This is a genomic window from Paenibacillus kribbensis (assembly GCF_002240415.1).
GTDB lineage: Bacteria > Bacillota > Bacilli > Paenibacillales > Paenibacillaceae > Paenibacillus > Paenibacillus kribbensis.
Genome location: NZ_CP020028.1, coordinates 4,218,220 through 4,242,125, shown reverse-complemented (window position 1 = coordinate 4,242,125; position 23,906 = coordinate 4,218,220). Strand labels below are relative to the sequence as shown.

Here is a 23,906-nt window from a genome sequence, read left to right as displayed (position 1 = left end):
TGAAAATGCCAAAAACCCTTGTTGTAGCAAGGGGTTAGGAGATGTTAACTCTGATCAGATTGTTTTGAGGCTCTCATGAGTTCGTTGAACTTTTGAGTAGCCTTTTTTTCTTTGATTTATGGGTATAATAATGCAGACATGATCAAAATGCTGTTGAATTGAAGGGATTGAAGATGAAATGACATTACCTGTTTCTTTGCCTGATATTTCACAAAGGCCGCATCATCTGACGGTGGAACGAAAAATGGAGGCGTCACCTGTTGTCCTGTATCAAGCGTGGACCAAGCAGTTCGACCAATGGTTTGCAGCCCCAGGGACAGTCATCATGGAGGCCCGAGTGAATACGGCCTTTTTTTTCGAAACGCATTTTGAGGGGAAACGCCATCCGCATTACGGAAGGTTTCTAAGACTTGAACCAGATCGCCTTATCGAATTGACCTGGGTTACTGGGGAAGGAGGCACAAAAGGGTATGAAACGGTGCTCACCGTTGAGCTTAAACTCAACGGAAATGGCACACAGCTTCGCCTAACGCACGCAGGTTTTCCAGATACAAATTCGAGGGACCAACACGAGCAGGCATGGCCGATGGTACTTGATCAGCTCGACAAGAAGATGATGACCAATAGCTGATTAGAAATCTGAAAGCAGGCCTTGTCTACTCTTCGAAAACGCTCTTTAAGCGTACTTTCAAATACAGTGCACACCAAAAGCAGTAATGAAGTATCTCAGCAATAATTTGGACCGTCTGCGGCCAGTCTAATGAGGATAAAGACTTGGAACACAGCGTAACCATAATCAGAATGGCTTCAAAAGCAAGAATGTCCACTAACAGCATAATGATTATGCGGGATTTGATTTGCTGGAAGAGTTCCAGAGCTTTGAAATTCCAGGCCATTGCGATCCATTCGAGCATGATGATTCCCAAAGACATACCGGCATACCCGAGCCCGGGAATGGCAACTAAGGAATAAAGAATAATGAAGTTGACAAGGACTCCTGTGCCAAGGCCAATAAAGGGAGTTTTCTTCCGATTTTGTGCCCATAAGATGCTTGTTGTGATTTCCCGCAATCCGACGAATAACGGTAGCATTGCCAATGATTTAATGGGAATTTCGGCATGTTGTATACCAAAAACAAATAGGGAAATTTCGGAGGCATATTCAAAAATAAAAAAACCTGAGGCTAATCCCCAGACCCATGCTATCTGAAGGGCGGTATGGCTTTTTTTGTAGAAGATGTTATATTCCTTATTTTGCCAATCCGTAGTTATTTTCATTGTGAGCGTATGTGTTAGCGAGCCCGTAATCAGAGTAGGCATATAAGCGACCACAAGAGCGATACCCGTGACAATACCGAACATCTCCGCTGCTTCTTTGGGAGAAACTCCGGCAACCTGTAATCGTTGAGGGATGATGATCGCATCCATAAAGTCGGAAGCCGGGATAAGCAAGCGTGTAAGTGCAATAGCAAATGAAGCTTGTACCACCAAAGGTAGATCTGTTCGAGTTGATGGGGGAGACAAAGCTACAGAGGGACGATTGTACATAAAAAAAGCAGAAAGCATTGCAAAGGCTAACAATGCGCCTGTAAAGGTTCCAAGTACCGCTCCGCCTACAGCAGACTCAATGCCGTATTGAATAAATAGTGGCACCAGCCATATTAAAGTACCAATCCTGACGGTTTGTTCTATAATTTCCGAAAGAGCAATTGCTGTGTATTTCTCAAGCCCTTGCAAATATCCGCGCAGCAGACTTAGCAAGGGGACTGCCAGTATAGCAGGGGATAGACATCGAATCACAAAATCAAGCTGTGGATAACCAAGCAAAGAAGCGATCGGTTTTGAAAGCCAAAAGGTTAAGACACTGCATATCAAGCCCGTGAGCATCAGAAATATAGAAAAGATTTTGAACAAACGCCAGCCTCTTGCAGTATGCTTCGCTGTAAACATACCCAAAGCTGTCGGCAATCCCCCTGAAATAATCATCAATATTAAGCTATAGAAGGAGTAGGCTAGCTGATAAAGGCCCATTCCTTCGGCTCCAACAAGTCGCGTCATAAATACTTTTCCAACCAAACCGATGGCTTTCACAACAATCATCGCATTAGCTCTCACCATGGTTTGCTTTAATAAAAGAGGTAATTTCAAATTATTTTCACCCCATTAGAAGCTGTCCATATTATTCCTATGACAGCATCCTCCGGGATATGAACAAGTGTGACAAGTCATTTAATGCTTAATCTTGTATATGAATCAACAAATACTTGGTATTTTTATCCCACCCCAAGTCGAAGGGGACTCTGTAACGGTCTGCGGTATGGGAGTTGACTAAAGGAAAGCCACGCTGATCAAATCCAACAACTATAGAGAAATGGTCAACATCTCCTTTTAACACGTAAGCAATTAAATCACCTGGCATCAGCTGGGGTTTGTCAAGCTGCTGCTGCCGTTCATTTATCGATTGGACAATATTAGAAAAGCTTCCTTGCCCTATAATTCTGCCATAGCCGGAGCGTATCAGAAAATTTTTAAATGCGTCCGTTTGAACCCAGGCTTGGCTTCCACCGTGGCCATACAAGTAATGCCATCCTGATTTCATAGGCAGCCCTCCGCCTTCCTTCGCGTCCCCGATCACTTGTGAGGAGAAGTTGGTACAGTCGCCCCCTTTGGAATTATAATCCAGATATTTTTGATTATATCGCTGACCATTCCCTGCACCCCATGTCGTTCCTGCATACTTGTTTGCATAGTCAACTGCGCGGGTTCTGTTGTATTTATGAATAACCCTCTCTGGTGTTGCTGGATCTTTATGGGGAGTGAAAAATAAATCGGATTTTTCAATTTTCTTTGCATTTTCTTCTAGAGGGTCTGAATACCATTCACGCTCCACGTACCAACGATTGTCTTTTTTTCTCAATGTAATGCCATGACGAGTTCCAATTCCAAAATCATGCCGACCTGGATAGTCGTCGATATACTCATAACTCAATTTCAAGGACTGAACAAGAGACACTTTTGCCGTATCGCCCAACACGTCAGCACGAGCTACCCGAATGGAACTTTCCGCATTCACAAATTTCATTTTACGATGCTTGGCCCATTCTTGAATGTATTCGGCCCTGTTCATTTCATGAAGGTACGCGTAGTTGCTTCGTTTATCTGTTAACAAGTAATGGTCCTCAATATGCCTTTTATCCTGATCCATCAACAACTGAGTGCGGTCTTCAAACAATTCTTGAAGAAAGGGGACGACGTTTTCCTTTTTAGCTGGCTCGGCTTGTGCACGAAATAAAGAGAAGCTGCAAGCAGGAATCAATATTAAGGTCATGCACAGCAATTGTAATTTTGTGATTCTAAGCACAGTTATTCATTCTCCTTGGAAATGATTGGGTTGTCCTTGTTTTGAACCGTAAGTTTCTCACAAGCTGAATTCATGTGTGCTAATTTAGTAAAGACGACCAGTCTTCCTTCATGTTCCTTCTTGCTTCGACTGTAGCGTCCGGCACAGGTAATCAAGTTTAAACGGTGCTCTTCAGTAGGCCCAAAAATCGTTTGAATTGGTGCTTCGGGGGTTAGGTAAAATTTCACAGACTCTACAACAAACTGAAGCTTACAGCCGTCATCGCCAGTCACATACACGTAATCCCCCCTTTTCAGTTTTTTAAGAGGATAAAAAACTGCCGGACCCGTATATGTATCAACATGCCCATCCATAATTGCATTACCCGCGGCTCCTGGCAATATTCCAGTAGATAAATAACCTACTCGATCCGTGTTACCTGGAACGCCCATTTGTCCATTTTCTAAATAGGCAACCGGTTCTATAATCGAATGAACACGAACCGCAGGAATATCAATTTTATGTGGAATGATGCCTGGAAAGGGTTTACTTTTAACCTGTAATGGCTTCGGCGTTTTAGGTTGTTGAATTTCAAGCTTAGCCGGGGCCTGGGTGGGGTTGCCATCATGTTTAGCCGAAGAAGAACAGCTAGTACTACCCAGCAAAATCAATAGCACTATGATACGAATGATCCACTTTTTGTTCATATGAAGAAAGAGAGAGGGTCTACAAGCTAACCCTCTCCTTTGACCCTCCCTAATCCATTTGCTCGCTTGCGCCACCAAATCCGGTTTTTGGTAATTTAGTAGCCTTTGCTTTCATACTTTTCGCATGAATGCTTTTTCCTCCAATGATTTTGCCAGGTGCAGCTTTATGTGCATGTAGCTTGTGGACTTTCTCATGTTTGCTCTTGGCGTGCAGCTTGTGTTCATGTTTCGCATGAGCCTTAACCTTATGTTGGTGTACTTTGTGCTCATGCTTTTCTGTTGCGGGTGCAGATGCAGATACCATGGATCCTGCTGACAGAAATACAGCTAGGGACGCTACAGCCAATATTGCTTTTTTCATGTTATTGCCTCCTTGAGATAGTTGGTAATTCTCCATTATATTTTCCGTACGAAGAACGTTTTATGTAGCCAATAATTTCATAGGGGGAAATTGTCTTGAAATTCATTCCTATGAAATCATTTATTCACTTCAATAAGTCCTTCGGGCGTCTTACGATTGGCAAGCAGTTCGGTTACGGTGACGAAGGTAAACCCTCTTTTTTTCAGCTCAGGCAAAATGATTTTGAGGGCTTCAACGGTTTGTGTACTTTTATATACATAATCGTGCATGAGGACGATATCGCCGTTTCTGGCGTTGCGGAGCACTTTATTAGCGATGCGGTGTACGCCGGGTCTTCGCCAATCCAGGGTGTCCTGATGCCAGGACCATAAAATCATTTTGAGCCCTTTTTCTTTAGATAGTTTGACGAGCGAGTCGGTATAGGAACCACCCGGTGGACGGAAAAGGTGAGTTTCTGTACCCGTTGCTTGAACGATGCTGGCTTGGCCCTGATCCATTTCAGACAGGGCTTTGTTACGGGAAATACGATGGAAGGATGAATGATGGAAGGTATGGTTGCCGACATCATGTCCTTCTTCTCGTTCCCGCTTTACAATGTGAGGGAGTTTCTCTACTCGGCTGCCGACGACAAAAAAGGTCGCTTTGGCGTCATATTGCTTGAGCAAATCCAGAATAGCCGGCGTTTTGGTCTCATCCGGTCCATCGTCGAAGGTGAGGGCAATCACCTTGCGAGAGGTAGGAACTTCCCATACAATGTCCCCTCGTTCTTCGTAATAGGCTCTTCCTTTTGTAGGAGCAGGGGAGGCGTACGATGCGGCCTGTGTAGTATTGGTATAGGGTGTGGGGCAAAAGCTGGCACAGAACAAGGCAACAGCGACACTTGTAGACAGTAATCGGTTATATTTCATCAGGCATCTTCTCCGTTCTGACGTTTTCTCACATTAGCTTGCCAAGAAGGTACACATACCATTCCTCGTTTGCGAATTATCTGCTTTTAGATTCCTTTAAATTCCTGTTTCAATATGTAAAATAAATACGTAAAACCTCCAAATTTGTGAATAGCCAACTATCGGCATATTAACGAATTTGGAGGTTTTTTTGTCATGAACTGAATGCGTCGTGCGTCAGCTCAGCAGTATCATCACTAGCAGCGTGTACAGTACCAACAGTAGAATGACATTGCTGTAGGTATAGGGACGGTAAGGGGGTGGAGTGCCTGGGGAAGGCGAATGATACGGCTGAGGAACCCTTATATATAGATGATCGGCGTCCATGTGAACAATCGTTCCTTCATACACATGATGATCCATCGTTTGGACCCGGACGGTTTGATTGAGGTGTGGTTTGAGTCTTTGATGCAGGTGCTGGCGAGCCTTGACAAGCCTTGTCTGGAATTCCGGTTTGGCTTGATATAACGATTGTGGACTAGCGGTACTGTAGGACATTCGCCTCTAACCTCCATACCATGTAATAATGCATCCTATGCGGGAGTCTATGTCTGTGTGCTTATACCTATGGATCTTTTTTTTACAAAGAGGAGAAGAATTTACAGTATACACCAGTCCGTTTGATGATCCCTTTACATCGAAACGATACACTTACTGAGGCTGGTTTGAAAAGAAAGGGGCGTTTCGTTTTGAGTGAGCTTAACAAATCGATGGGACTTGGTACGAGAAGTCGGCATCTGGCTTCATCTAAGGCCCGCATACGCACAAGTTCGCTAAAAATTCAGAGATTGCGCGAAAATGCGCTGGCGTACACCTTTTTGGCTCCATCGCTCATTTTATTTGCTGTATTTATGTTTTATCCGATGTTGAAGTCGGTTTATCTCAGCCTGCATTCCACAGATCCGGCAGGAAACGTTGCAGCTTATGTAGGGTTGGATAATTTTGCTGTACTTTTCAGCTCAGGTCAGTTTCTGCAAGGGATCAAGGTCACGCTCCTGTTCGCGCTATTGACGGTGCCTGCAGGTATTTTATTGGCGCTCGTGCTGGCTGCACTGACCCATAGTAAACTACGCGGAATGCGCATTTTTCAGTTCGCGTTTTCACTACCGATGGTGCTGTCGGTCGGTTCATCTGCCGTCATATGGAAGTTTCTTTTTCATCCGACACTCGGGATGTTCAATTACGTGCTTTCCCTGTTACATATCAATCCGGTTCCATGGCTGACCAGCCCGGACTGGGCGCTGCTCTCCGTAGCCATCATGACTATTTGGATGAATCTAGGCTTCAATTACATTATTTTATCCAGCGGACTGCAAGGGATTCCGGACGACATGTATGAAAGTGCCAAAATGGATGGGGCCGGTCCCTTGATCACGTTCTGGCGTATTTCCATGCCATTGCTATCGCCAACGATCTTTTTTGTGACGGTAGTCTCCATTATCGGGGCCTTTCAGTCCTTCGCGCAAATTAACATTTTGACCAAGGGCGGGCCGGTGAACAGTACGAATGTGTTTGTATACTCCATTTATCAGGAGGCCTTCGTTAATTTCCGATTCGGCACGGGAAGCGCCCAGGCGATTGTATTGTTTGTCGTCATTTTGCTGCTCACGATGATTCAGTTCAAATGGGTGGAAAGAAAGGTGCATTACCAATGAAAGGACGCCTTCATTCAACGTTGCTGTATGTACTGCTCACGATTGCGGCTGCTCTGATTTTATATCCCGTCATCTATACGTTTTTTATGGCGGTGATGTCGCCTGAGGAAGCGAGTGCCTATCCGCCCCACTTTATTCCGCATTCCTTTCATTTGGCCAATTTTACCGAAGTGTTTGAAATCGTTCCAATAGCAGCCTTTATCGGCAACACCTTTCTCATTTCGGGCCTGACCATGATCGGTCAGCTCATTACAGCCAGTCTGGCGGCCTATGCCTTTGCCAAGATGGAGTTTAAGGGAAAAAATTTTATTTTCAGCATGTTTGTAGCCACGATGATGATCCCTTGGGAAGTGACTATTATTCCGAATTACCTGACAGTACGCAGTTGGAACTGGCTTGATACGTATCAAGGGCTGACGGTTCCATTTTTGGCAACAGCCTTCGGGACCTTCCTGTTAAGACAATTTTTTCTCCAGCTTCCCAAGGAACTGTTCGAGGCTGCCCGCATGGACGGGTGTGGACATATCCGTTACTTTCTCTTCCATGTGCTTCCATTATCGCGCCCGGCGCTCGGAACACTGGCTGTATATTCGTTTCTGAACATGTACAATTCGTATCTGTGGCCTTTACTGATTACGAATAGCGAAAATATGCGTACCGTACAGATTGGCATTTCCATGCTTGAATTTCAGGAATCCACTTCATGGAATCTGGTGTTTGCGGGCACTGCGCTTGTCATTTTACCGTCACTGCTCCTGCTGGTCTTTGGACTAAAGCAACTGGTACGCGGGATGGCCGCGGGTGCGCTGAAAGGCTGACCAAGCCCATGTTAAGCTCCTTATCCAAAGTTAACAGCAAAGCTTATAGCAACACCTGCGCAAGCAGCCTTTATACAAAGCTTGATCACAAAATAGTCTCGTAAAGGATTGTCGTATTCGAGAATGATTTAATCCAAGGGAGAGAAGAGAGATGATGAGATTTGTTCGTCTGAAAAGTGCCTTGACCCTGCTTATTCTGACTGCAATGGTGGTTGCAGCAGGTTGTAGCAACAATACGGCAGCAGAAAAGCCGGGGAATGACAGTAATGCAGGGGCTGCAGCGGGTTCTCCAGTCAAGCTGACCTGGTGGCATTCGATGTCCGGTAACGGTGAAAAAGCGATCAAACAGATCGCGGCTGACTTTAACGCCAGCCACAAGGACATTCAGGTGGAGCCCGTATACCAGGGCAAATATGATGACAGCCTGAACAAGCTGAAAGCGTCGCTTGGTTCCAACAGCGGCCCGGACATCATTCAGGTATATGAAATCGGCAGCAAATTCATGATCGACTCCAAAATGATCACGCCTGTACAACAATTTATTGATGCAGACAAATTCGATCTATCTCAGCTTGAGCCGAATATTACGCGATACTACACGATTGATGGTAAATTGAACGCCATGCCGTTCAACACGTCAAACCCGATTTTGTACTACAATAAGGATGCGTTCAAAGCGGCGGGGCTTGACCCGGCCAATCCTCCAAAAACCTATGATGAATTCGAAAAAGCTGCCAAAGCCTTGAGCAAGGATGGTAAACCCGGTGCATCCATCGCGATCTATGGCTGGTTTATGGAGCAATTGTTTGCCAATCAGAATGCGGATTATGTGAATAATGGCAACGGACGCAATCAGGCTGCAACGGAATCGCTGCTGAATTCGGATGCAGGTGTGAAAACCCTGACGTGGTGGAAGAAAATGATGGATGAAAAGGTTGTATCCAATCTGGGACGTAACTCGGATGATACTGCCAAAGCCTTTTCCGCAGGACAAATTGCGATGACGCTGGATACCACCGCTTCACTGCGTAATATTGTGGAGCAGGTTGGCGATAAATTCGAAGTAGGTACGGGCTTCCTGCCAAGAGCAACGGATGCTAAAGAAGGCGGTGTCGTTGTAGGCGGCGCGAGCTTGTACATTATGAACAATAAGCCTGAAGCCCAGCAAAAGGCAGCTTGGGAATTCATTAAATTTGTCGCTTCCCCGGCTGTGCAGGCCCAATGGAGTGTGAATACCGGATACTTCCCGATCACCAAAGCGGCTTATCATGAGCAGGTACTCAAAGACAATATGGTCAAATACCCGCAATTCCAGACGGCAGTTGACCAATTGCACGCTTCGGTGCAATCTACCGCTACACAAGGTGCTGTGATGGGGGTATTCCCGGAAGCGCGTCAAATTGTTGAGGGTGCAATCGAGGCCGTTCTGAGCGGCCAACAACAGCCAAAACAGGCATTGGATCAGGCGGCGCAGGAGATTACAGGCAAAATTGCACAATACAATCAAACGGTCAAAAAATAATCGGCCTTCCCTTAAAAGCGACGAGTAAACTGTAATACGTCCCCCTTTATCGGCCGCTTTTATAAAAATAACGGATTGAATGAGTGACCCTCTCACTGATTCAATCCGTTTTTTGCGTTATTTTCTTTTTAGAACGACTGTTTAGACGAAGTGTCTAAAATGAATAATTTGCATTTTTACTATTGCTGGATAACTAAAAGTGGGCTTATAATAAATACATAATTTTTGTACTGAACAGTCAGTTCAAAGAAGGAGGAAGCATGAAACAGCAGACAAAAGAAATTATTTTTAACGGAGCACTCAAGGCTTTTTCCGAACGAGGTTTTAATGAAACGAATATGGAGGAGATCGCCAAGGTATGTGGTATTGCCAAAGGAACCCTGTACTATAATTTTAAAAATAAGCAAGAATTGTACATCTACATCTTGAAGATGGGGATGGAACGTTTTGTTCGGGATATCCATGAAGCGATGGCTCAAACTCCCAAGGATCAGGTAGAACTAAGGATTCGCAAGCTGATCCAGGTACATATTGAGTTTATAGGGAGAGAGCCGGATTTTTGCCGTCTACTGGTCAGCAAAGGATGGGTTTCACAAGAGCAGCATTTTAATATCAGGCAGGTGCTGGCTGGCTATTTTGATTTTATGGAGGCAGAGATCGAATCCGGCAAGTTCTACGGGAAAATCTCGAGCAAGCTGGATGCAAAAACGACGGCAAATTGCCTGTTCGGTATTTACATTTTTATTCCGATGCGTTCAATGGTATGGGGCGAAACGATGAATATGCAGGAAGTTCGTGAAAGTACTGAATTATTTGTATGTAATGCACTAGGCATTCATCATTAATTGACAGATGGAGTGATGGAACATGAAAGCTAAAAAATATACGATTTACGCCGTACTTATTATTTTAATCGCTGTAGGAATCTATGCCTTGACGGCTTTCCCACGAGGAGGCAGCAGCTTATCTGCGGATCAATCCTCTTCTATTCCTACCGCTTATGTAGAATCGGATACCCTTAATGCCAGCTTTAAGATGGCAGGACGCATTGACCAGATGTTCGTAAAAGAGGGCGATCAGGTGAAAAAGGGGCAGGTATTAGCCAAATTGGAAAGTCGTGAGCTGGAAGATAAGGTGAAGCAGGCACAGGCTGCATTGCTGGCAGCCAAGAGTAATGTGTCCAAAGCGAAAGCCAGTGTACTGCAGGCTCAAGCAGGAGTAGGCCAGGCACAGGCTACTGTGAGTGCAGCTCAGGCCAAGAAAAGCCAGGGATCAACAGCAGTCGGTGTAACTGCACAGGCTTCCTCCAGCCAGATTGAACAGGCACAAGCGGCTGCGGCTGCGGCTAAAGCCAAGCTGGACGCCCTCAAGAGCGGTGCAAGACCGCAGGAGCTGGAACAAGCGCAAGTAGCTGTGAAGGCAGCCAAGGAAACGCTGGATTTGACCGTTAAAAATCTGGAGCGTGCCAAAAAGCTCCAAGAAGCCGGAGCGGCAACGCAGGCGTCATTGGATCAAGCAACGCTGGATCATCAACAGGCAGAAGCCAAGTACAATTCAGCTTCTCAACAGCTGAATATGGTACGTGAGGGAAGCCGCAAGGAGGAAATCACGGCGGCTGAAGCGCAGTACCGTCAGGCATTGGCTGCAGTGAAGGAAGCACAGGCTGGTGCAGGCAAAGTCGCTTTGCAGCAGGAAGATGTCAAAGCCGCACAGGCTTCGGTAGAGCAAGCGCAGTCCGCAGTGAAGGCGGCGCAATCCACGGTGGAGCAGGCGCAATCTGCGGTTGCAGGTGCCAATGCACAGGTAGCACAAGCGGAAGCCGCGCTCCAGGAAGCGCAAACTTACTTGAGCTACACCACGTTGCGCGCGTCCGAGGATGGAATCGTGAAATCCAAATCACTTAGCTTGGGGGAAATGGCTAGTGCAGGATTCCCGGTCTATACGATTGAAACTTCGACACAGCGTTGGGCTAAGTTCTATGTACCGGAAACATCTCTGAATGGTCTGCAAGCAGGGGATACCGTTCAAATTAAACTGCTGTCGGGTGGTAAGGAGCTGAAGGGTAAAGTGATTCTGTTGGAATCCGCTGCCGACTTCGCCATTCAAAAACCGAGCCAAAGCTCCGGTGATAAGGATGTTCGTTCCTTTGGCGTTAAGGTAGCTTTGCCGGATCTTGCTGCCTCGGTTCCAACGGGCTCTACAGTTCTGTTTACAGGCAAAGGGGCGCAATAATATGCAGGATCAACAGGAAAGACTTCGTATCCGCGATGTGTTTCGCGAGGAGTGGCTGAGCATCTTCCGGGATCGCCGCTTTATGGCTATTCTGCTGATTACGCCGATTGTGTATACGATACTGTTCGGCTTCCTGTATTCACATCAGCGGATTACCGAGATGCCTGTCACGGTATATGACGGAGATAACTCACAGCTTAGTCGCCAAATCATTCAGGCGTTCGACGCGACAGATTCATTTGCCGTTACACGGCAAGCGACCAATCAGGAGGATGCTGTCCATCAGGTGGAGACCGGGGAAGCTAAGGTCGGAATCGTCATTCCTGACAATTTCACCACTCGGCTTAAGCATGGGGAGAACCCGCCGGTGCTAACTCTGATTGACGGCAGCAATATGATGTATTCCAATAGTGCCAGCCGGATCGCGAATCAGGTCATCAGTAGCGTAAGTGCCGGAGTATCTATCAATTCTATGAAGCAAAAGGGAATGAATGCCGATCAGGCTGCCTCAACGCTGAGTACGATCCCGTTCCGATCGAGAGTGCTATTTAACCCGGTCTATGATTATAAGCTTTTCATGCCCTTAGGGGTTATTTCGGCGGCACTCCAGCAGTGCTTGCTGCTTGGCATTGCCTTATCCTGCACACGTGATAAGGAGGCAGGAACGTGGGGGAGATTTGGTGCATGGAAAAATACTCCCTGGCGCTTGGCAATTGCCAAGCTGACACCGTATTATGTGGCAGGAGCCTTCAATGTGCTGACTGTATTCAGTATCAGTGCGTTATACTTTGATATTCCATTCAGGGGACAGGTTCTTCCGCTGATTATGGTGTCGCTGGCCTTCAACTTTGCATTGTGCGGTTTAGGTTTTCTATTCAGTCTTTTTTCCAAGTCAAGAGTGGATGCCACGCAAACCCTGATGCTGATTGCTGTTCCTTCTTTTATGCTATCAGGCTATACGTGGCCACTGGAAGCAATGCCTGGCTTCTTGCGGGGGATTGCCGAAATATTACCGCTGACGTATTATCTGGATGCTGTACGAAATATTACGCTCAAAGGACTGGATATCACATACGTCTTTAAGGATACGATAGCTTTGGGAGTCATTGGCTGTGTGACTCTTCTGGTGTCCTTCGCTATTTATCCGCTATTTTTTAGACAGCACCAGACGACAGGGCAGCATGCCGATGTTCCCGCTCAAGAAGGTGTCACGCTTAAAGGCTGAAAGCAACTCTAAATATTCCAAATATAAAAAGGCAGATCAGATGCTACTCCTGATCTGCCTTTTGGTTATAAATACATAAGCGAAGCTGAAGCCGAAGCGGCTCCGCTTTCCTACAAATCAGCAATCGATTTAACATTCATATAAGCTGGAACGACCAATCCGGTTTTAACACCGGTCATATTAGCACCCAGATCGTCAAGCTTATCCTTGTATTTAGCCCAGTAGTCCGCATGTGTCAACGGCAGCCATGCAGCTGGCGAGGCATCTACATCGCCGCTGGCGACACCCGTCCACATTGGACCTGCTTCAACCTGCAGTGCGGTTACTTTGTAACCCAGTTTGTTTTCCAAAATATATTTCAGCAAATTCGTACTCGCAATTTCAGAATCCCAAGCCACATAACTCAGCTTAAAAGGGTCCCCATTGACAGGTTGCAGCCCATGAGTCCATTCCTGCACCTTATCGGCATGCTTCTCTGCCCAATCCTTGGCAGCTTGCTCAGGACTGGTTCCGGCTTGAATGGCAACCATCATTTCACCCATATCCTCCGGAGTCCATTTGAAGCGTTTCAGGAATTCGTAAGCGACAGGGGCATCCTTTTGCAGTCCTTTACGGGCAATCGTATGAATGCCCTCTGCTTCACCATAAGATTTTTTAGGGTCTTCCAAATATTTGAGATCATATTTGTTGAACATCCAGTGAGGAGTCCAGCCTGTAACAATGATCGGTTTTTTCGCTTTAATGGCTTTGTCCAGTGTTGCCGTCATGGCTGCACCGGAGCCTTCTACCAGCTTCCAATCGGATAAATTGTAGTCCTTAATCGCTTTGGCAGTTGATTTCATAATGCCTGCCCCGGCGTCAATGCCGATAATCTTGTAATCAACCTCTTCGCCAACCGGATTGGCGGCTGCGTTACCTTTGCCAGATGCAGAATGATCGGCACCAACAAAATATTGTGATGCGCCAGCGATCAGAATGACGGCTGTAACCGCAGAGGCAATCCACACTTTTTGTTTGGCGGATACACGGCTTTTGTTTCTTTTCGCTGGCTTGAACAGGTTTTGCGTGAAACGGTCAAGCACAATAGCCAGAACAACGACAGCCAGGCCAGCTTCAAAACCTTTACCAATTTGCAGCTGTGTCACAGCCCGGTACACAACCGCGCCGATACCTTCCGCACCGATCATGGAAGCAATAACCACCATGGACAGTGACAGCATAATCGTCTGGTTAATACCAGCCATCAGAGTAGGCAATGCCAGTGGAAGCTGTACTTTGAACAGCTTTTGCGCTGATGTTGAACCAAATGCGTCAGAGGCTTCAATCAGCTCACCCGACACCTGCATAATCCCCAAATTCGTCATGCGAATGGTCGGCGGGATGGCAAAGATGACCGAGGCGATGACGCCCGGTACAACACCAAGGCTAAAAAAGGTAACCGCAGGGAGCAAGTACACGAATGCGGGCATTGTCTGCATAAAATCAAGCAAAGGCGTGATTATGCGTGACGCCGATTTGCTGTATGCACACCAGATTCCGATGGGAATCCCGATAATAATGGATATGAGCGCAGACGTGATGACCAGTCCAAGCGTGTTCATCGTTTCGCTCCAATAGCCCAGATTGTCAATCAGCAGGAAGCCGATGACAGTAAACAGCGTAAGCTGAACCCGACCGATCATAAAGGCGATAATCCCGATGATTACGATAAACACCAGCGGGTGTGGAAGCATAAACAGGCCTGAGAAAAAGCCTACTACCGCTTCAATAACGGAAGAAATAACATTAAATAATCCTGCCAGATGAATACCCATCCAGTCTACAATGGATTGAATCCACTCAGCGATTGGCAGTTTCGGTATCATGGGCATTCACCTCCTTTGTAGTGGGTACATCTCCACTAAGTGCGCCTAGTAAAGCTCCACGGACGATAACACCCAGCAGCTTTTGCTTATCATCGACGACAGCCAGCGGCACCTTGGACGAGCTTGTAATTTCAAACAAATCGTTAATGACGGTATCGGCAGCAACCTGCGGCCCGTCTGTCATCAAAATATCTTCAATCTTCAAATTGTTGCGCAGTGCATGAACAGCATCCTCGGCGTTAATAACACCTAGGAGCTTTTTGGCACGGTCAATGACGAACAGGTTGGAAATCCCGCGTTCCCGCATCAATTCCAGAGCAACGCGTGGACCACGATCCATAGTAATTGTTTCTGGACGAAGCATGACATGGGCGGCCGTCAATACTTTGGACAGATCCACATCCTCGACGAAGCGCGCTACATATGAGTTAGCCGGTTGGATCATGATTTCTTCCGGTGTACCGATTTGTACAACCGACCCGTCCCGCATCAATGCAATCCGGTCTCCGATCCGCAGCGCTTCATCCAGATCATGGGTGATAAAAACAATGGTTTTCTTCATTTTATCTTGAAGCTCCAGCAACTCATCCTGCATGTCGCGGCGAATGAGAGGGTCCAATGCGCTGAACGCTTCATCCATCAGGAGCACTTCAGGGTCGTTAGCCAGTGCTCGTGCCAGACCGACACGCTGCTGCATACCGCCACTCAGTTCATCGGGCATTTTATCGCCCCAATTTTTAAGACCCACCAGTTCCAGCGCTTGCTGTGCCTTTTCCTGGCGCAACGCTTTTTCTACCTTTTGAATTTCAAGGCCGTATTCTACATTTTCCAATACAGTCCGATGTGGAAACAATGCGAATTTTTGAAAAACCATACTGATGGTTTTACGGCGAACTTCGCGGAGTTGTTCTTTGTTCATCTTACGGAGATCCTTGCCGTGGACAAGTATTTCACCTGAGGTAGGCTCAATCAAGCGATTTAGCATTCGCACCAAGGTGGACTTGCCACTGCCTGATAGACCCATAATCACGAAAATTTCACCTTGCTTAATTTCCATGTTGGCTCTATTGACACCAACAGTAATTTGTTTCTCTTTGGCCAGCCTTTCCTTGCCCCAGCCTTGCTCCAGGAGCGGAACACCTTGCTCTGCGTGAGGACCAAAGAGTTTGCTGACATTTTTAACTTCCAAAATCGTCATACATACACCTCTTCTTTCTATACTTTGCTTGGTATTAACCCCGTGTTGCATGATGGATTGGGTATAAAAAATCATAATTCCGGGCATCCTGAACGGTTAATGACAAAATAAATTGTAACAGAAGCCTTGCTTACTTTTCAAACGAAAAAACTGTTTATAAAGATCGTACAGAAAAAACTGTACAAAATTTACTCCGAAATGCTCCTTCGTTCTTTAGAATGCTCAAACATTCGGAACTTTACAACCGATAATGCTTTTTTTAAAATAGACAATGAAATATAACCATAAGAAAAAGATTTATAAATATCCATAATATTGAAAATAAACTATCATTAGCAATTTTGCGAATTGTGATTTTGAACGACCACGGGTAATTCGTTCATACTAAGTTATGCAAAATGCTCTAAAATTAGGAGGTTGCAAGCATGAGCTTGTACCAGTTAGGTGATGAGCAGCAGGCTTCGCTGCAAAAAATTCGCAAACGTGTCATAGAAGCTATAGGTAAAAACATGGACTTGTATGGGATCACTCTTTCTGCGGGGCATTTGTACGGTTTGCTGTTTTTTGCGGATAAACCGATGACGCTGGACGAGATGGGCCGTGAAATGGAAATGAGTAAAACCAGCATGAGTACGGGCGTCCGGACGCTGTTGGATTTGAAAATGGTGAACAAGGTGTGGAGCAAAGGCTCGCGCAAGGACTTGTATGAAGTCGAATATGATTGGCATCAAACATTCACTGACTTCTTCGCTATTAAATGGAGAAAAGCGGTGGAAACGAATCTGCTGGTGCTGCGTAAAGCCATTGATGAGCTGAACAGGCTGATAGAGCAGGGTGGAGAATATGATGAATTTAAGGCGATTCTCCAGCAAGACCGTCTGAAAATGAAGCAGGCCGTAGCCTATTATAAGTGGTTAGACCGATTAATTGACTCTTTGGAGAGTGAAGAAATTTACAAGCTGATTCCAAAGGAAGAAGTACAAGATTAATTGCCTATGTCCTATCCTGTCTACAACATGCCGGAGCGCCAAAAGCGCTTCCGGTGTTTTTTTGTGTTTCACTTAATAGAGGATGGATTGGCTTCACTCGATTTTTGGTTTGTCCCAGTGCACAAGGTATAATAGAACTATGTAACGATTGATATTATGCCGTTTGTGTTGAACATACGAGATAAAGGGGGGTTGATGATGGAAAGTATTACAGTACATACCCGTCTAGGTCAGTTGCGTGGGGAGTCGGGGGACGGATATCATGCATGGAAAGGTGTCCCATATGCCCAGCCTCCTGTTGGAGAACTGCGTTTTCACGCACCTCAGCCTTTGAAGCCTTGGGAGGGTGTGCGGGCTGCGACGAGGTTTGGGCCGATCTGTCCGCAACCTATGCCATCAGCAGACAGTATGACCGGGAATCTGGCAGAACCGCCTGAGCAGTCGGAGGATTGCTTGTACCTGAACGTGTGGACACCGGCTTCAGAGGCTCCTGTGGAGGGACGTCCAGTGATGGTGTGGATTCACGGGGGAGCCTTCGTCACCGGGTCTGGAATCATTCCTTTATATGATGGGGCGCGAATGGCGCAAAAGGGTGATATTGTCGTTGTTACGATCAATTATCGGCTGGGACCGTTCGGATTTTTGCATCTGACTCCACGTGGAGATGGTCTGACTTCTAATGCGGGGCTGCTGGACCAAATTGCCGCACTGGAATGGATCAGGGACCACATCGCTGTCTTTGGCGGTAACCCGGGCGAGGTGACGGTGTTCGGTGAATCGTCGGGTGCGATGAGTATTGCCGCTTTATTGGCGATGCCGGCTGCTGAAGGCTTGTTCCAGCGCGCGATCTTGCAGAGCGGTGCTTCGCAGGTGCTGCCGACTCCGCAGGCAGAGCAAATAGCAGTTGTGTATCTGCAGCAATTGGGTGTGGACACTCAACATCCTGAGCGGTTGTTTACGCTGCCGACGGATGCCCTGATGCTTGCGATGGCGAAGACGCATGGAGTGATTGGACCGGGTATGGCGATGATTTACCAGCCCGTTGTGGACGGTGTGACTTTGCCTAGCGAGCCTCTGACTGCGATTGCGCAAGGATCAGCGAAGCAGGTAAGTGTTCTGATCGGAACAAACTTGCATGAGGGTGACTATTTCATCCGTAAAGAATCCCATCTTATGGACAAAAAGACAGCGTGTCTCGCATTGGAAATGATGACGGGTATGCCGGATATCCCCGAAGTGACAGAACCTTTTCCTGTGACGATTGAGGGTCAGGCGCAAATGCTGACCGATCTAATTTTTTGGCGTCCTGCCTTAGCTCTCGCGGCTGCGCAGTCAGCCTATGCGCCAGTATGGATGTATCGTTTTGACTGGACATTTCAGGGGCATCCAACCTTTAGAAAGGCCGTTCATGGCGCGGAAATTGCGTTTGTTTTCGATAATCTGGAGCTGCTGGACAAGCTCGGATTAGAGATTCAACCGTCGATGCGGACGTTGGCTCAGGAAATGCAGCAGGCATGGGTGACTTTTGCACGTACTGGAAGGCCTGAGCTGCCAGAAAGGGAATGGTCGGCGTATGACAGGGAAAAACGCGCTACGACCATTTTTCATGAGAATATCACTGTGGAGTATGACCCGGAAGGGGATAAACGGCGCCAGTTAATGGGGCAGATGGGTGTATAAGCATGTAACAAATTCATTTAACCCATTTAATTAAAAAGCCCTCGTCGTAATGAGGGACTGACCTTGTTAGTGAGACAGGGGTCAATCCCTCGTATTCGGACGAAGGCTTGTTTTAATGTGGAAGTTAAATTTTAAATCGCTTCACGAGTGCTTGCAAATCCTGTGCCATCCTGGACAGCTCTTGGGACGAAGAAGCGATTTCCTCCATGGCCGCCATCTGCTCCTGTGCGGCAGCGGATGTAGTCTGTGAGCTGTCCGCCGAACTGCGGGACAGGCTTGCCAGATGGGTCACGGTAGCCGAAACCTCTTCCGTGCTGGCCGAGATTTCTTCAGCGGCAGCGGATACGCTTTGAATTTGCTCTACGATATGAGACGTGGAGCGCTCAATATTCGCAAAAGCGCCTTCTGCATCCTGGCTGATGCGCAATCCTTCGCCCACCTGGTTACGAACATTGCCGTTCATCGTAGCAGTAGAGCGTTGAATCAGATCCAGCATCTGCGTAATAATCTGACTGATGGAATCGGCGCTTTCCTTGGATTGCTCCGACAGCTTGCGTACTTCTATAGCGACCACGGCAAATCCACGGCCGGCTTCGCCTGCTCTGGAAGCCTCAATGGATGCATTCAGGGACAACAAGTTCGTTTGCTTGGCAATGGCAGCAATAGCACTATTCATCTGCTTCGCATTGTCAGAGAGCTGTGACAGCTCATCCATCAGGCTAGCCGTTTGACTTACAGCTTCCAGAATACGGTCCATCTGTGCCCGCACATTGCTAATCATTTTGCTGCCTTGAGCAACATCATGCTCGGTATGTCCTGCTGAATCCACGATAGAGCTGGCTGATTCGGCAATGGTGCTGACACCTTTGGCCATTTCTTCAACGGCATTGGCGGTTTGCTCGGATGCCTCGGCGCTGGTGGCCGCATTTTCGGCGGATTCCATGACAGTTTCCGCTACATGCTGTACAGATTCTGTTGTTTGCTCCGTGCTTTCCTTGATCATCAGGGAAGAGGAAGCAAGTCGGGAGGACGTTTGATTGACCTCGGAAACCATCGTATGCAAGGCATGTGTCATCTGGTCAAAATTTTGGGCCAGCTCGCCGAACTCGTCCTTACTGGACAGGTTAACACGTTCGGTCAGATTCCCATCCCGGACGATACGTGTTCCTGCTTGCAGCTTGCGCAGCGGAATCAGGAATGAACGAATCATCAGGAAAATAATGACAGCAGCAACCAGTACGGATATGGCGATAACGATGAGGCTTTGTTTCAAAATCGGTTGGGCAGCATCACTGTAATCCTCCAGATCCGACAGTGCGATAATGCTCCATCCGGTGACAGGGTCCTTGAGTGTAAAGGCCAGCACGTTTCTATTCATAAATTGAATTTGTGATATGGAAGGAGTATCATTTTCAGCGTTTTTCGCTTCGGGAAGTCCCTCAATGGTGTCTGCCGGTTTTTTGCCTGTATTGTTAAAGGCTGCTCCAGCTCCAGACACAATTTTATGATTAGAATCAACAATAAAGAGTCCCCCGCGTTCGCCAATCTTGACAGACTGGAGGCTTTGACTCATTTTGTCCAGATTCAAAGAGAGGGCAATAGCTCCTTGACCGTCCTCCAGCGTTTTTGATAAATTAACCACTAAATTTCCTGTCGTGACGCTGACAGCTGGAACACTGACGGATACTTTGTCCTTTTCCTGCATCGCATTTTTGTACCATTTTCTCTCCCTTGGATCATAATCGGCCTCCTTTTTTTTCGGCGTACGAATATATTGTCCTTTCGCATTGCCGAGGAGCGCAGCATCCAACTCGGGATGAGCCTTGACGATGACATTCAATTTTTTCTGAAGGGCATCTTCGTCGGCAGCAATGGAATCAGATTTGATTTCAGTGGCAAGCACGTCCACATCCTTCATAATAGGCGATACATACTGATTGACATTGCTTCGAATCAGATACAGATTCGTGTACACAGAACCGCTCATTTGCTGACTGAGTTGCGTTGTAGCACCTTGATAAGAAAAGTATCCAATAAGTGCACTTGGAATCAATAAGACAGCCAAAAAAGCTACAATCAATCTTGTTCTCATTAAATAAAACTGTCTGAGAAACCTGGTCCACCATGGAATTGTTTGTTTTGCTTTAGTCATAGTTGTTCTCCTCTGTGTCTGATGATCACTACATTGTTTTATTCGACAAAAAGCAGTGGATTTTATAGATGTAATCTATGGCAAACGAAGAATAGTTGCATGTTTTAGACGTTTTTATTTAAAAATAGTTCAAAAGTAGCATATTATGTATTAATACTTATACATAAAAAACCAAATCGGAGACGCAAAAGCATCATCGCGATTTGGCTTAGGGATTTGACTCAGATAAGTGATGAAATGGATATGAATGAACCTGCTAGTTTTTTTGCTGACGTGAAATCATAAACAGCGTAATCCAGATAAGCATAAAACCAGTCAGTTGTGCCATGGTAACAATTTGCTGGAATGCGATCCAGTTAATCACGACACCGACCATGGGAAAGCTCAATTCCGCCATAGTGGCATAAGACGCTTTGGTTGTGCTCAATCCCTTGTAATACAGGAGCAGGCTGAGAAGACCCGGTAGCAGTGCCTGCAATAACAGATTGATAATCACGGCTGCGCCCGCCCATGTACCAGCAGGCATATTCCATGGCGCATGTTCCACAGAGGTGAGAACAATCAGCATGGGGAGCGCCACCATGAAGCGCAGGGAGGTTACCGTCTCATATTTCATCGAGCGAAGCAAATAACTTCCCATCACAGTCGAGCCGCCCCACAAAACCGCTGCTCCCAGTGCCAGCAGACTGCCGACCTGAATAAAATTACGAGCATGCCCGAAGGGGAGGGACCAGCCGAAGGTAAGAAGATACGTCCCCAACAAAGCGATAACAATAAGAATTCCAAAATTACGCGGCAGCATTTCCTTCAAAATAATGCGTGCCAGAATAATAGCGACCAACGGTTGCAGCTTTTGAAGTAAAAGAACGGCATTCAAATCACCGTTGCTGAGTGCCATGGTGAAAATCACGCTGGCCAAAGCTGAACCGCCCCACGAGACGAACAAAATAGCAAAAACTTGACGGAGCCGTACTGCTTTAAGCTCCTCGCGGTGCTTCCACAGGATCGGTGCCAAAGCAATAAAAAGCAGCACGTGCTCCATCAGTACAATTTGAGCTGAGGTGAATGATTTTAACAAAATAATACGAAACAGCGGGTCAGCACCCCACAAGGCCGCTCCAATCGCGACTAGCCAAAAACCGCTTTTCATGTGAGTGCTGCGCTCAAAACCCTTGGAAGTTAGTACAGTTGATGTTTGACTCATATTCAATTAGCTCCTTGCGAATACAGGACCGGTGGCACAAAAACCCCCGTCCATGGCTAGAGGCCATGCAAGACGGGGGTTGATCAAATAAACTTGCCGCACTCATTCACTTCACGGCATGTTCATGCTTCGATCTTCTTCCATCCGGACTTTACCGTCGGCTTTGGCATCTCACCAAATCAGTCCGTATCCTGTTGCCAGATACAGAGTCGCGGGCTTAGCTCCATGAGCCATACCGCCGGTTGGGAATCACACCCTACCCCGAAGATCCTTATTCCGTTTTTAATTTCTCCTTTAGGATATACCCGTTTTAGAATGAAGTCCAGTGAAAAATGTGTGTACTCATTTTACGAGGTAATATCCTTATACTCAATGCGGCGAATCGCTGCATAGGCGACAAGCATTCCCAGCACAGAAAAGCCAATTTGCACGAGGGCAAAGGAGCTAAGCGTAGGGCCGTTATTATTGGAGAAAAGCAATGCTACAATCAGGATGGAGGTCACAATGGTTGTGGGTACAGAATATTTTCGCATTCCCATATACAGCGGAACCAATCCCATAAAGCTGGCGGCAACGGCATTCATCAGCGTCCGTACTGATTGCTGGCCCAACACAGCAAGCGTAAGCTGATCGGGTACAATAACGACAAATTGATTAAGCAGATGAATGGCAGCCGTAATGACAATTTCCGATATCATAATGGACAGGAACGTAAACAGTAGCACGACCAAGAGTTTGGCGATCATCAGCTTTTTACGGTGGATCGGGTACATGAACAAGATGGTAATTGATTTGGACTTGAATTCGTCTACAATAAAGCGGCACAGCAGAACAGAGGCAAACACGATAAAAGTGGCCCTGACCAAATTGTCCATGAGATCCAGAATCTGAGTGTACTGTGCAAATTCGTGTATACCTTCACTTTGGGTGGTCTGCGCAATGAGGCAGGTAAGCCCAAGAATGCAGACATTGGCGATCAGGGCTGAACGGATATATCCTGCCAGATGGAATTTTTTCAATTCTAGCTGCATCAATTTAAGCATGGAGATCACCTCCATTTAGCAGACGCAAAAAGTAGTCTTCCAGCGTACTGTTTTTCTGATGAATGGAATCCACCTCTACATCATTGATAATGAGGGTTTTTGTAATTTGCTTTTGCGGTACACTTGTATCGTAAATACGTACACATTGCTCGTTCAGTACCCGAATATTATTCAGATTCAGATGATGCGAGAGGACGTAGACTGCCTTTTTGCAATCATTGGTTGAAAATTCGATGTACTCGGTATTGGTTTCCCGCACCTGTTCCATTGACACTTCCTCAATCAGCCGCCCGTGATTAATGACGCCCACCGTATCCGCAATCTGCTCAATTTCCGCTAAAATATGACTGGACACAAGCAGGGTCATCCCGTATTCCTTGCACAGCATGTGGAATAACTGGCGGATTTCCTTGATTCCTACCGGGTCCAGACCATTAATCGGTTCATCTAAAATCAGCAGCTCCGGCTTGGTCGCGATGGCTCGGGCGATCCCGAGACGCTGCTTCATCCCCAAGGAAAAGTCCTTTACCGGCTTGTCACCCGCGTTGCGCAAGTTCACTAGCTCCAGAGCATCCCGAACAGCCTGCTTGTTATAATAGCCCATGTATTCACAGTGCAGCTCTAGATTTTGCTGGGCTGTCAGCCTGTCATAAAAAATCGGATATTCAATAATCGAACCCATCCGTCCGAGCAGATGGTACGATTTTGGCGTCAATTTTTCACCGAACAATTCAATCTCACCTGTTGTCGGCTTGAGCAGGTTGGTAATCATTTTCATGATCGTTGTTTTGCCCGCTCCATTGGGACCGAGAAAGCCATAGGTTTCCCCCTTTCGGACATTCATACTGACCCCTGCTACAATTTCATTGCCCTTCAGGGCTTTGGTCAGCTGATGTGTACGTAATATGTAAGTCATGGGTGTTCTCCCTTCGTATACTGTTGATGATTCAAGAATAAAGGGTGAAATAT

At 46.6% G+C, this 23,906-nt stretch carries 21 protein-coding genes and 1 riboswitch; of the genes, 9 read left to right on the top strand and 12 right to left on the bottom strand.

From position 1 onward, the window contains the following. Positions 1-178 precede the first annotated feature (178 nt). Positions 179-631 (top strand): SRPBCC family protein, encoded by a 453-nt coding sequence (locus B4V02_RS18910; RefSeq protein ID WP_068498739.1) that lies wholly within the window; start codon positions 179-181, stop codon positions 629-631. A 25-nt stretch (positions 632-656) separates the two neighbouring features. Here the strand turns inward: B4V02_RS18910 and B4V02_RS18905 are convergent, their stop codons facing one another. The 6 genes from B4V02_RS18905 to B4V02_RS18880 form a co-directional block, all read right to left on the bottom strand. Continuing rightward, complete coding sequence (locus B4V02_RS18905) at positions 657-2,147, bottom strand: oligosaccharide flippase family protein (RefSeq protein WP_244188362.1); 1,491 nt, start codon at positions 2,145-2,147, stop codon at positions 657-659. A gap of 88 nt (positions 2,148-2,235) precedes the next feature. Then, a complete protein-coding gene (locus tag B4V02_RS18900) occupies positions 2,236-3,360 on the bottom strand; it encodes an amidase domain-containing protein (protein WP_094155944.1) in 1,125 nt (374 codons plus the stop codon). Positions 3,361-3,362: 2 nt separating this feature from the next. Next, complete coding sequence (locus B4V02_RS18895; RefSeq protein ID WP_094157040.1) at positions 3,363-4,016, bottom strand: class F sortase; 654 nt, start codon at positions 4,014-4,016, stop codon at positions 3,363-3,365. Positions 4,017-4,095: 79 nt separating this feature from the next. Next, positions 4,096-4,407, bottom strand: a complete 312-nt coding sequence (locus B4V02_RS18890; RefSeq protein ID WP_007429296.1) for a hypothetical protein — start codon at positions 4,405-4,407, stop codon at positions 4,096-4,098. A gap of 116 nt (positions 4,408-4,523) precedes the next feature. Then, positions 4,524-5,315, bottom strand: a complete 792-nt coding sequence (locus tag B4V02_RS18885) for a polysaccharide deacetylase family protein (RefSeq protein WP_094155943.1) — start codon at positions 5,313-5,315, stop codon at positions 4,524-4,526. A gap of 216 nt (positions 5,316-5,531) precedes the next feature. Then, positions 5,532-5,852, bottom strand: coding sequence for a hypothetical protein (locus B4V02_RS18880; protein WP_094155942.1), 321 nt, complete (start codon positions 5,850-5,852; stop codon positions 5,532-5,534). A 191-nt stretch (positions 5,853-6,043) separates the two neighbouring features. Here B4V02_RS18880 and B4V02_RS18875 point away from each other — a divergent pair, with 191 nt between their 5' ends. From B4V02_RS18875 to B4V02_RS18850, 6 genes are all read left to right on the top strand, one after another. Further along, positions 6,044-7,009 (top strand): carbohydrate ABC transporter permease, encoded by a 966-nt coding sequence (locus B4V02_RS18875; RefSeq protein WP_094157039.1) that lies wholly within the window; start codon positions 6,044-6,046, stop codon positions 7,007-7,009. Next, a complete protein-coding gene (locus B4V02_RS18870) occupies positions 7,006-7,827 on the top strand; it encodes a carbohydrate ABC transporter permease (RefSeq protein ID WP_007429300.1) in 822 nt (273 codons plus the stop codon). Before B4V02_RS18875 ends, B4V02_RS18870 begins: the two co-directional genes overlap by 4 nt. A gap of 154 nt (positions 7,828-7,981) precedes the next feature. Next, positions 7,982-9,349, top strand: a complete 1,368-nt coding sequence (locus B4V02_RS18865; RefSeq protein ID WP_094157038.1) for an ABC transporter substrate-binding protein — start codon at positions 7,982-7,984, stop codon at positions 9,347-9,349. 260 nt (positions 9,350-9,609) lie between these two features. Further along, the gene (locus B4V02_RS18860; protein WP_094155941.1) at positions 9,610-10,194 is read left to right on the top strand and encodes a TetR/AcrR family transcriptional regulator; all 585 of its coding nucleotides are present in this window, start codon (positions 9,610-9,612) and stop codon (positions 10,192-10,194) included. Between the two features lie 22 nt (positions 10,195-10,216). Continuing rightward, the gene (locus B4V02_RS18855) at positions 10,217-11,581 is read left to right on the top strand and encodes an HlyD family secretion protein (protein ID WP_094155940.1); all 1,365 of its coding nucleotides are present in this window, start codon (positions 10,217-10,219) and stop codon (positions 11,579-11,581) included. Between the two features lies 1 nt (position 11,582). Beyond that, a complete protein-coding gene (locus B4V02_RS18850) occupies positions 11,583-12,806 on the top strand; it encodes an ABC transporter permease (protein WP_094155939.1) in 1,224 nt (407 codons plus the stop codon). 110 nt (positions 12,807-12,916) lie between these two features. On the opposite strand, the gene B4V02_RS18845 is transcribed toward B4V02_RS18850, so the two are convergent. Further along, on the bottom strand, positions 12,917-14,671 hold the full coding sequence (locus B4V02_RS18845; RefSeq protein WP_094155938.1) for a glycine betaine ABC transporter substrate-binding protein: 1,755 nt from the start codon (positions 14,669-14,671) through the stop codon (positions 12,917-12,919). Continuing rightward, a complete protein-coding gene (locus B4V02_RS18840; RefSeq protein ID WP_094157037.1) occupies positions 14,646-15,869 on the bottom strand; it encodes a quaternary amine ABC transporter ATP-binding protein in 1,224 nt (407 codons plus the stop codon). The genes B4V02_RS18845 and B4V02_RS18840 overlap by 26 nt, the downstream gene beginning before the upstream one ends. A gap of 425 nt (positions 15,870-16,294) precedes the next feature. On the opposite strand from B4V02_RS18840, the gene B4V02_RS18835 reads away from it, so the two are divergent. Together B4V02_RS18835 and B4V02_RS18830 are read left to right on the top strand one after the other, a co-directional pair. After that, the gene (locus tag B4V02_RS18835; protein WP_007429307.1) at positions 16,295-16,858 is read left to right on the top strand and encodes a GbsR/MarR family transcriptional regulator; all 564 of its coding nucleotides are present in this window, start codon (positions 16,295-16,297) and stop codon (positions 16,856-16,858) included. A gap of 198 nt (positions 16,859-17,056) precedes the next feature. Continuing rightward, positions 17,057-18,538 (top strand): carboxylesterase/lipase family protein, encoded by a 1,482-nt coding sequence (locus B4V02_RS18830; protein WP_094155937.1) that lies wholly within the window; start codon positions 17,057-17,059, stop codon positions 18,536-18,538. Between the two features lie 124 nt (positions 18,539-18,662). Here B4V02_RS18830 and B4V02_RS18825 read toward each other — a convergent pair whose 3' ends face one another. The 4 genes from B4V02_RS18825 to B4V02_RS18810 form a co-directional block, all read right to left on the bottom strand. Beyond that, on the bottom strand, positions 18,663-20,690 hold the full coding sequence (locus B4V02_RS18825; RefSeq protein WP_094155936.1) for a methyl-accepting chemotaxis protein: 2,028 nt from the start codon (positions 20,688-20,690) through the stop codon (positions 18,663-18,665). Between the two features lie 256 nt (positions 20,691-20,946). Continuing rightward, positions 20,947-21,894 carry a DMT family transporter gene (locus tag B4V02_RS18820; RefSeq protein ID WP_094155935.1) on the bottom strand — a complete coding sequence of 316 codons (948 nt, stop codon included), beginning with the start codon at positions 21,892-21,894 and terminating at the stop codon, positions 20,947-20,949. Positions 21,895-22,022: 128 nt separating this feature from the next. Next, positions 22,023-22,167: riboswitch (FMN riboswitch) on the bottom strand. Between the two features lie 74 nt (positions 22,168-22,241). Further along, a complete protein-coding gene (locus tag B4V02_RS18815; protein WP_094155934.1) occupies positions 22,242-22,937 on the bottom strand; it encodes an ABC transporter permease in 696 nt (231 codons plus the stop codon). After that, complete coding sequence (locus tag B4V02_RS18810; RefSeq protein ID WP_094155933.1) at positions 22,930-23,853, bottom strand: ABC transporter ATP-binding protein; 924 nt, start codon at positions 23,851-23,853, stop codon at positions 22,930-22,932. The genes B4V02_RS18815 and B4V02_RS18810 overlap by 8 nt, the downstream gene beginning before the upstream one ends. Positions 23,854-23,906 lie beyond the last annotated feature (53 nt).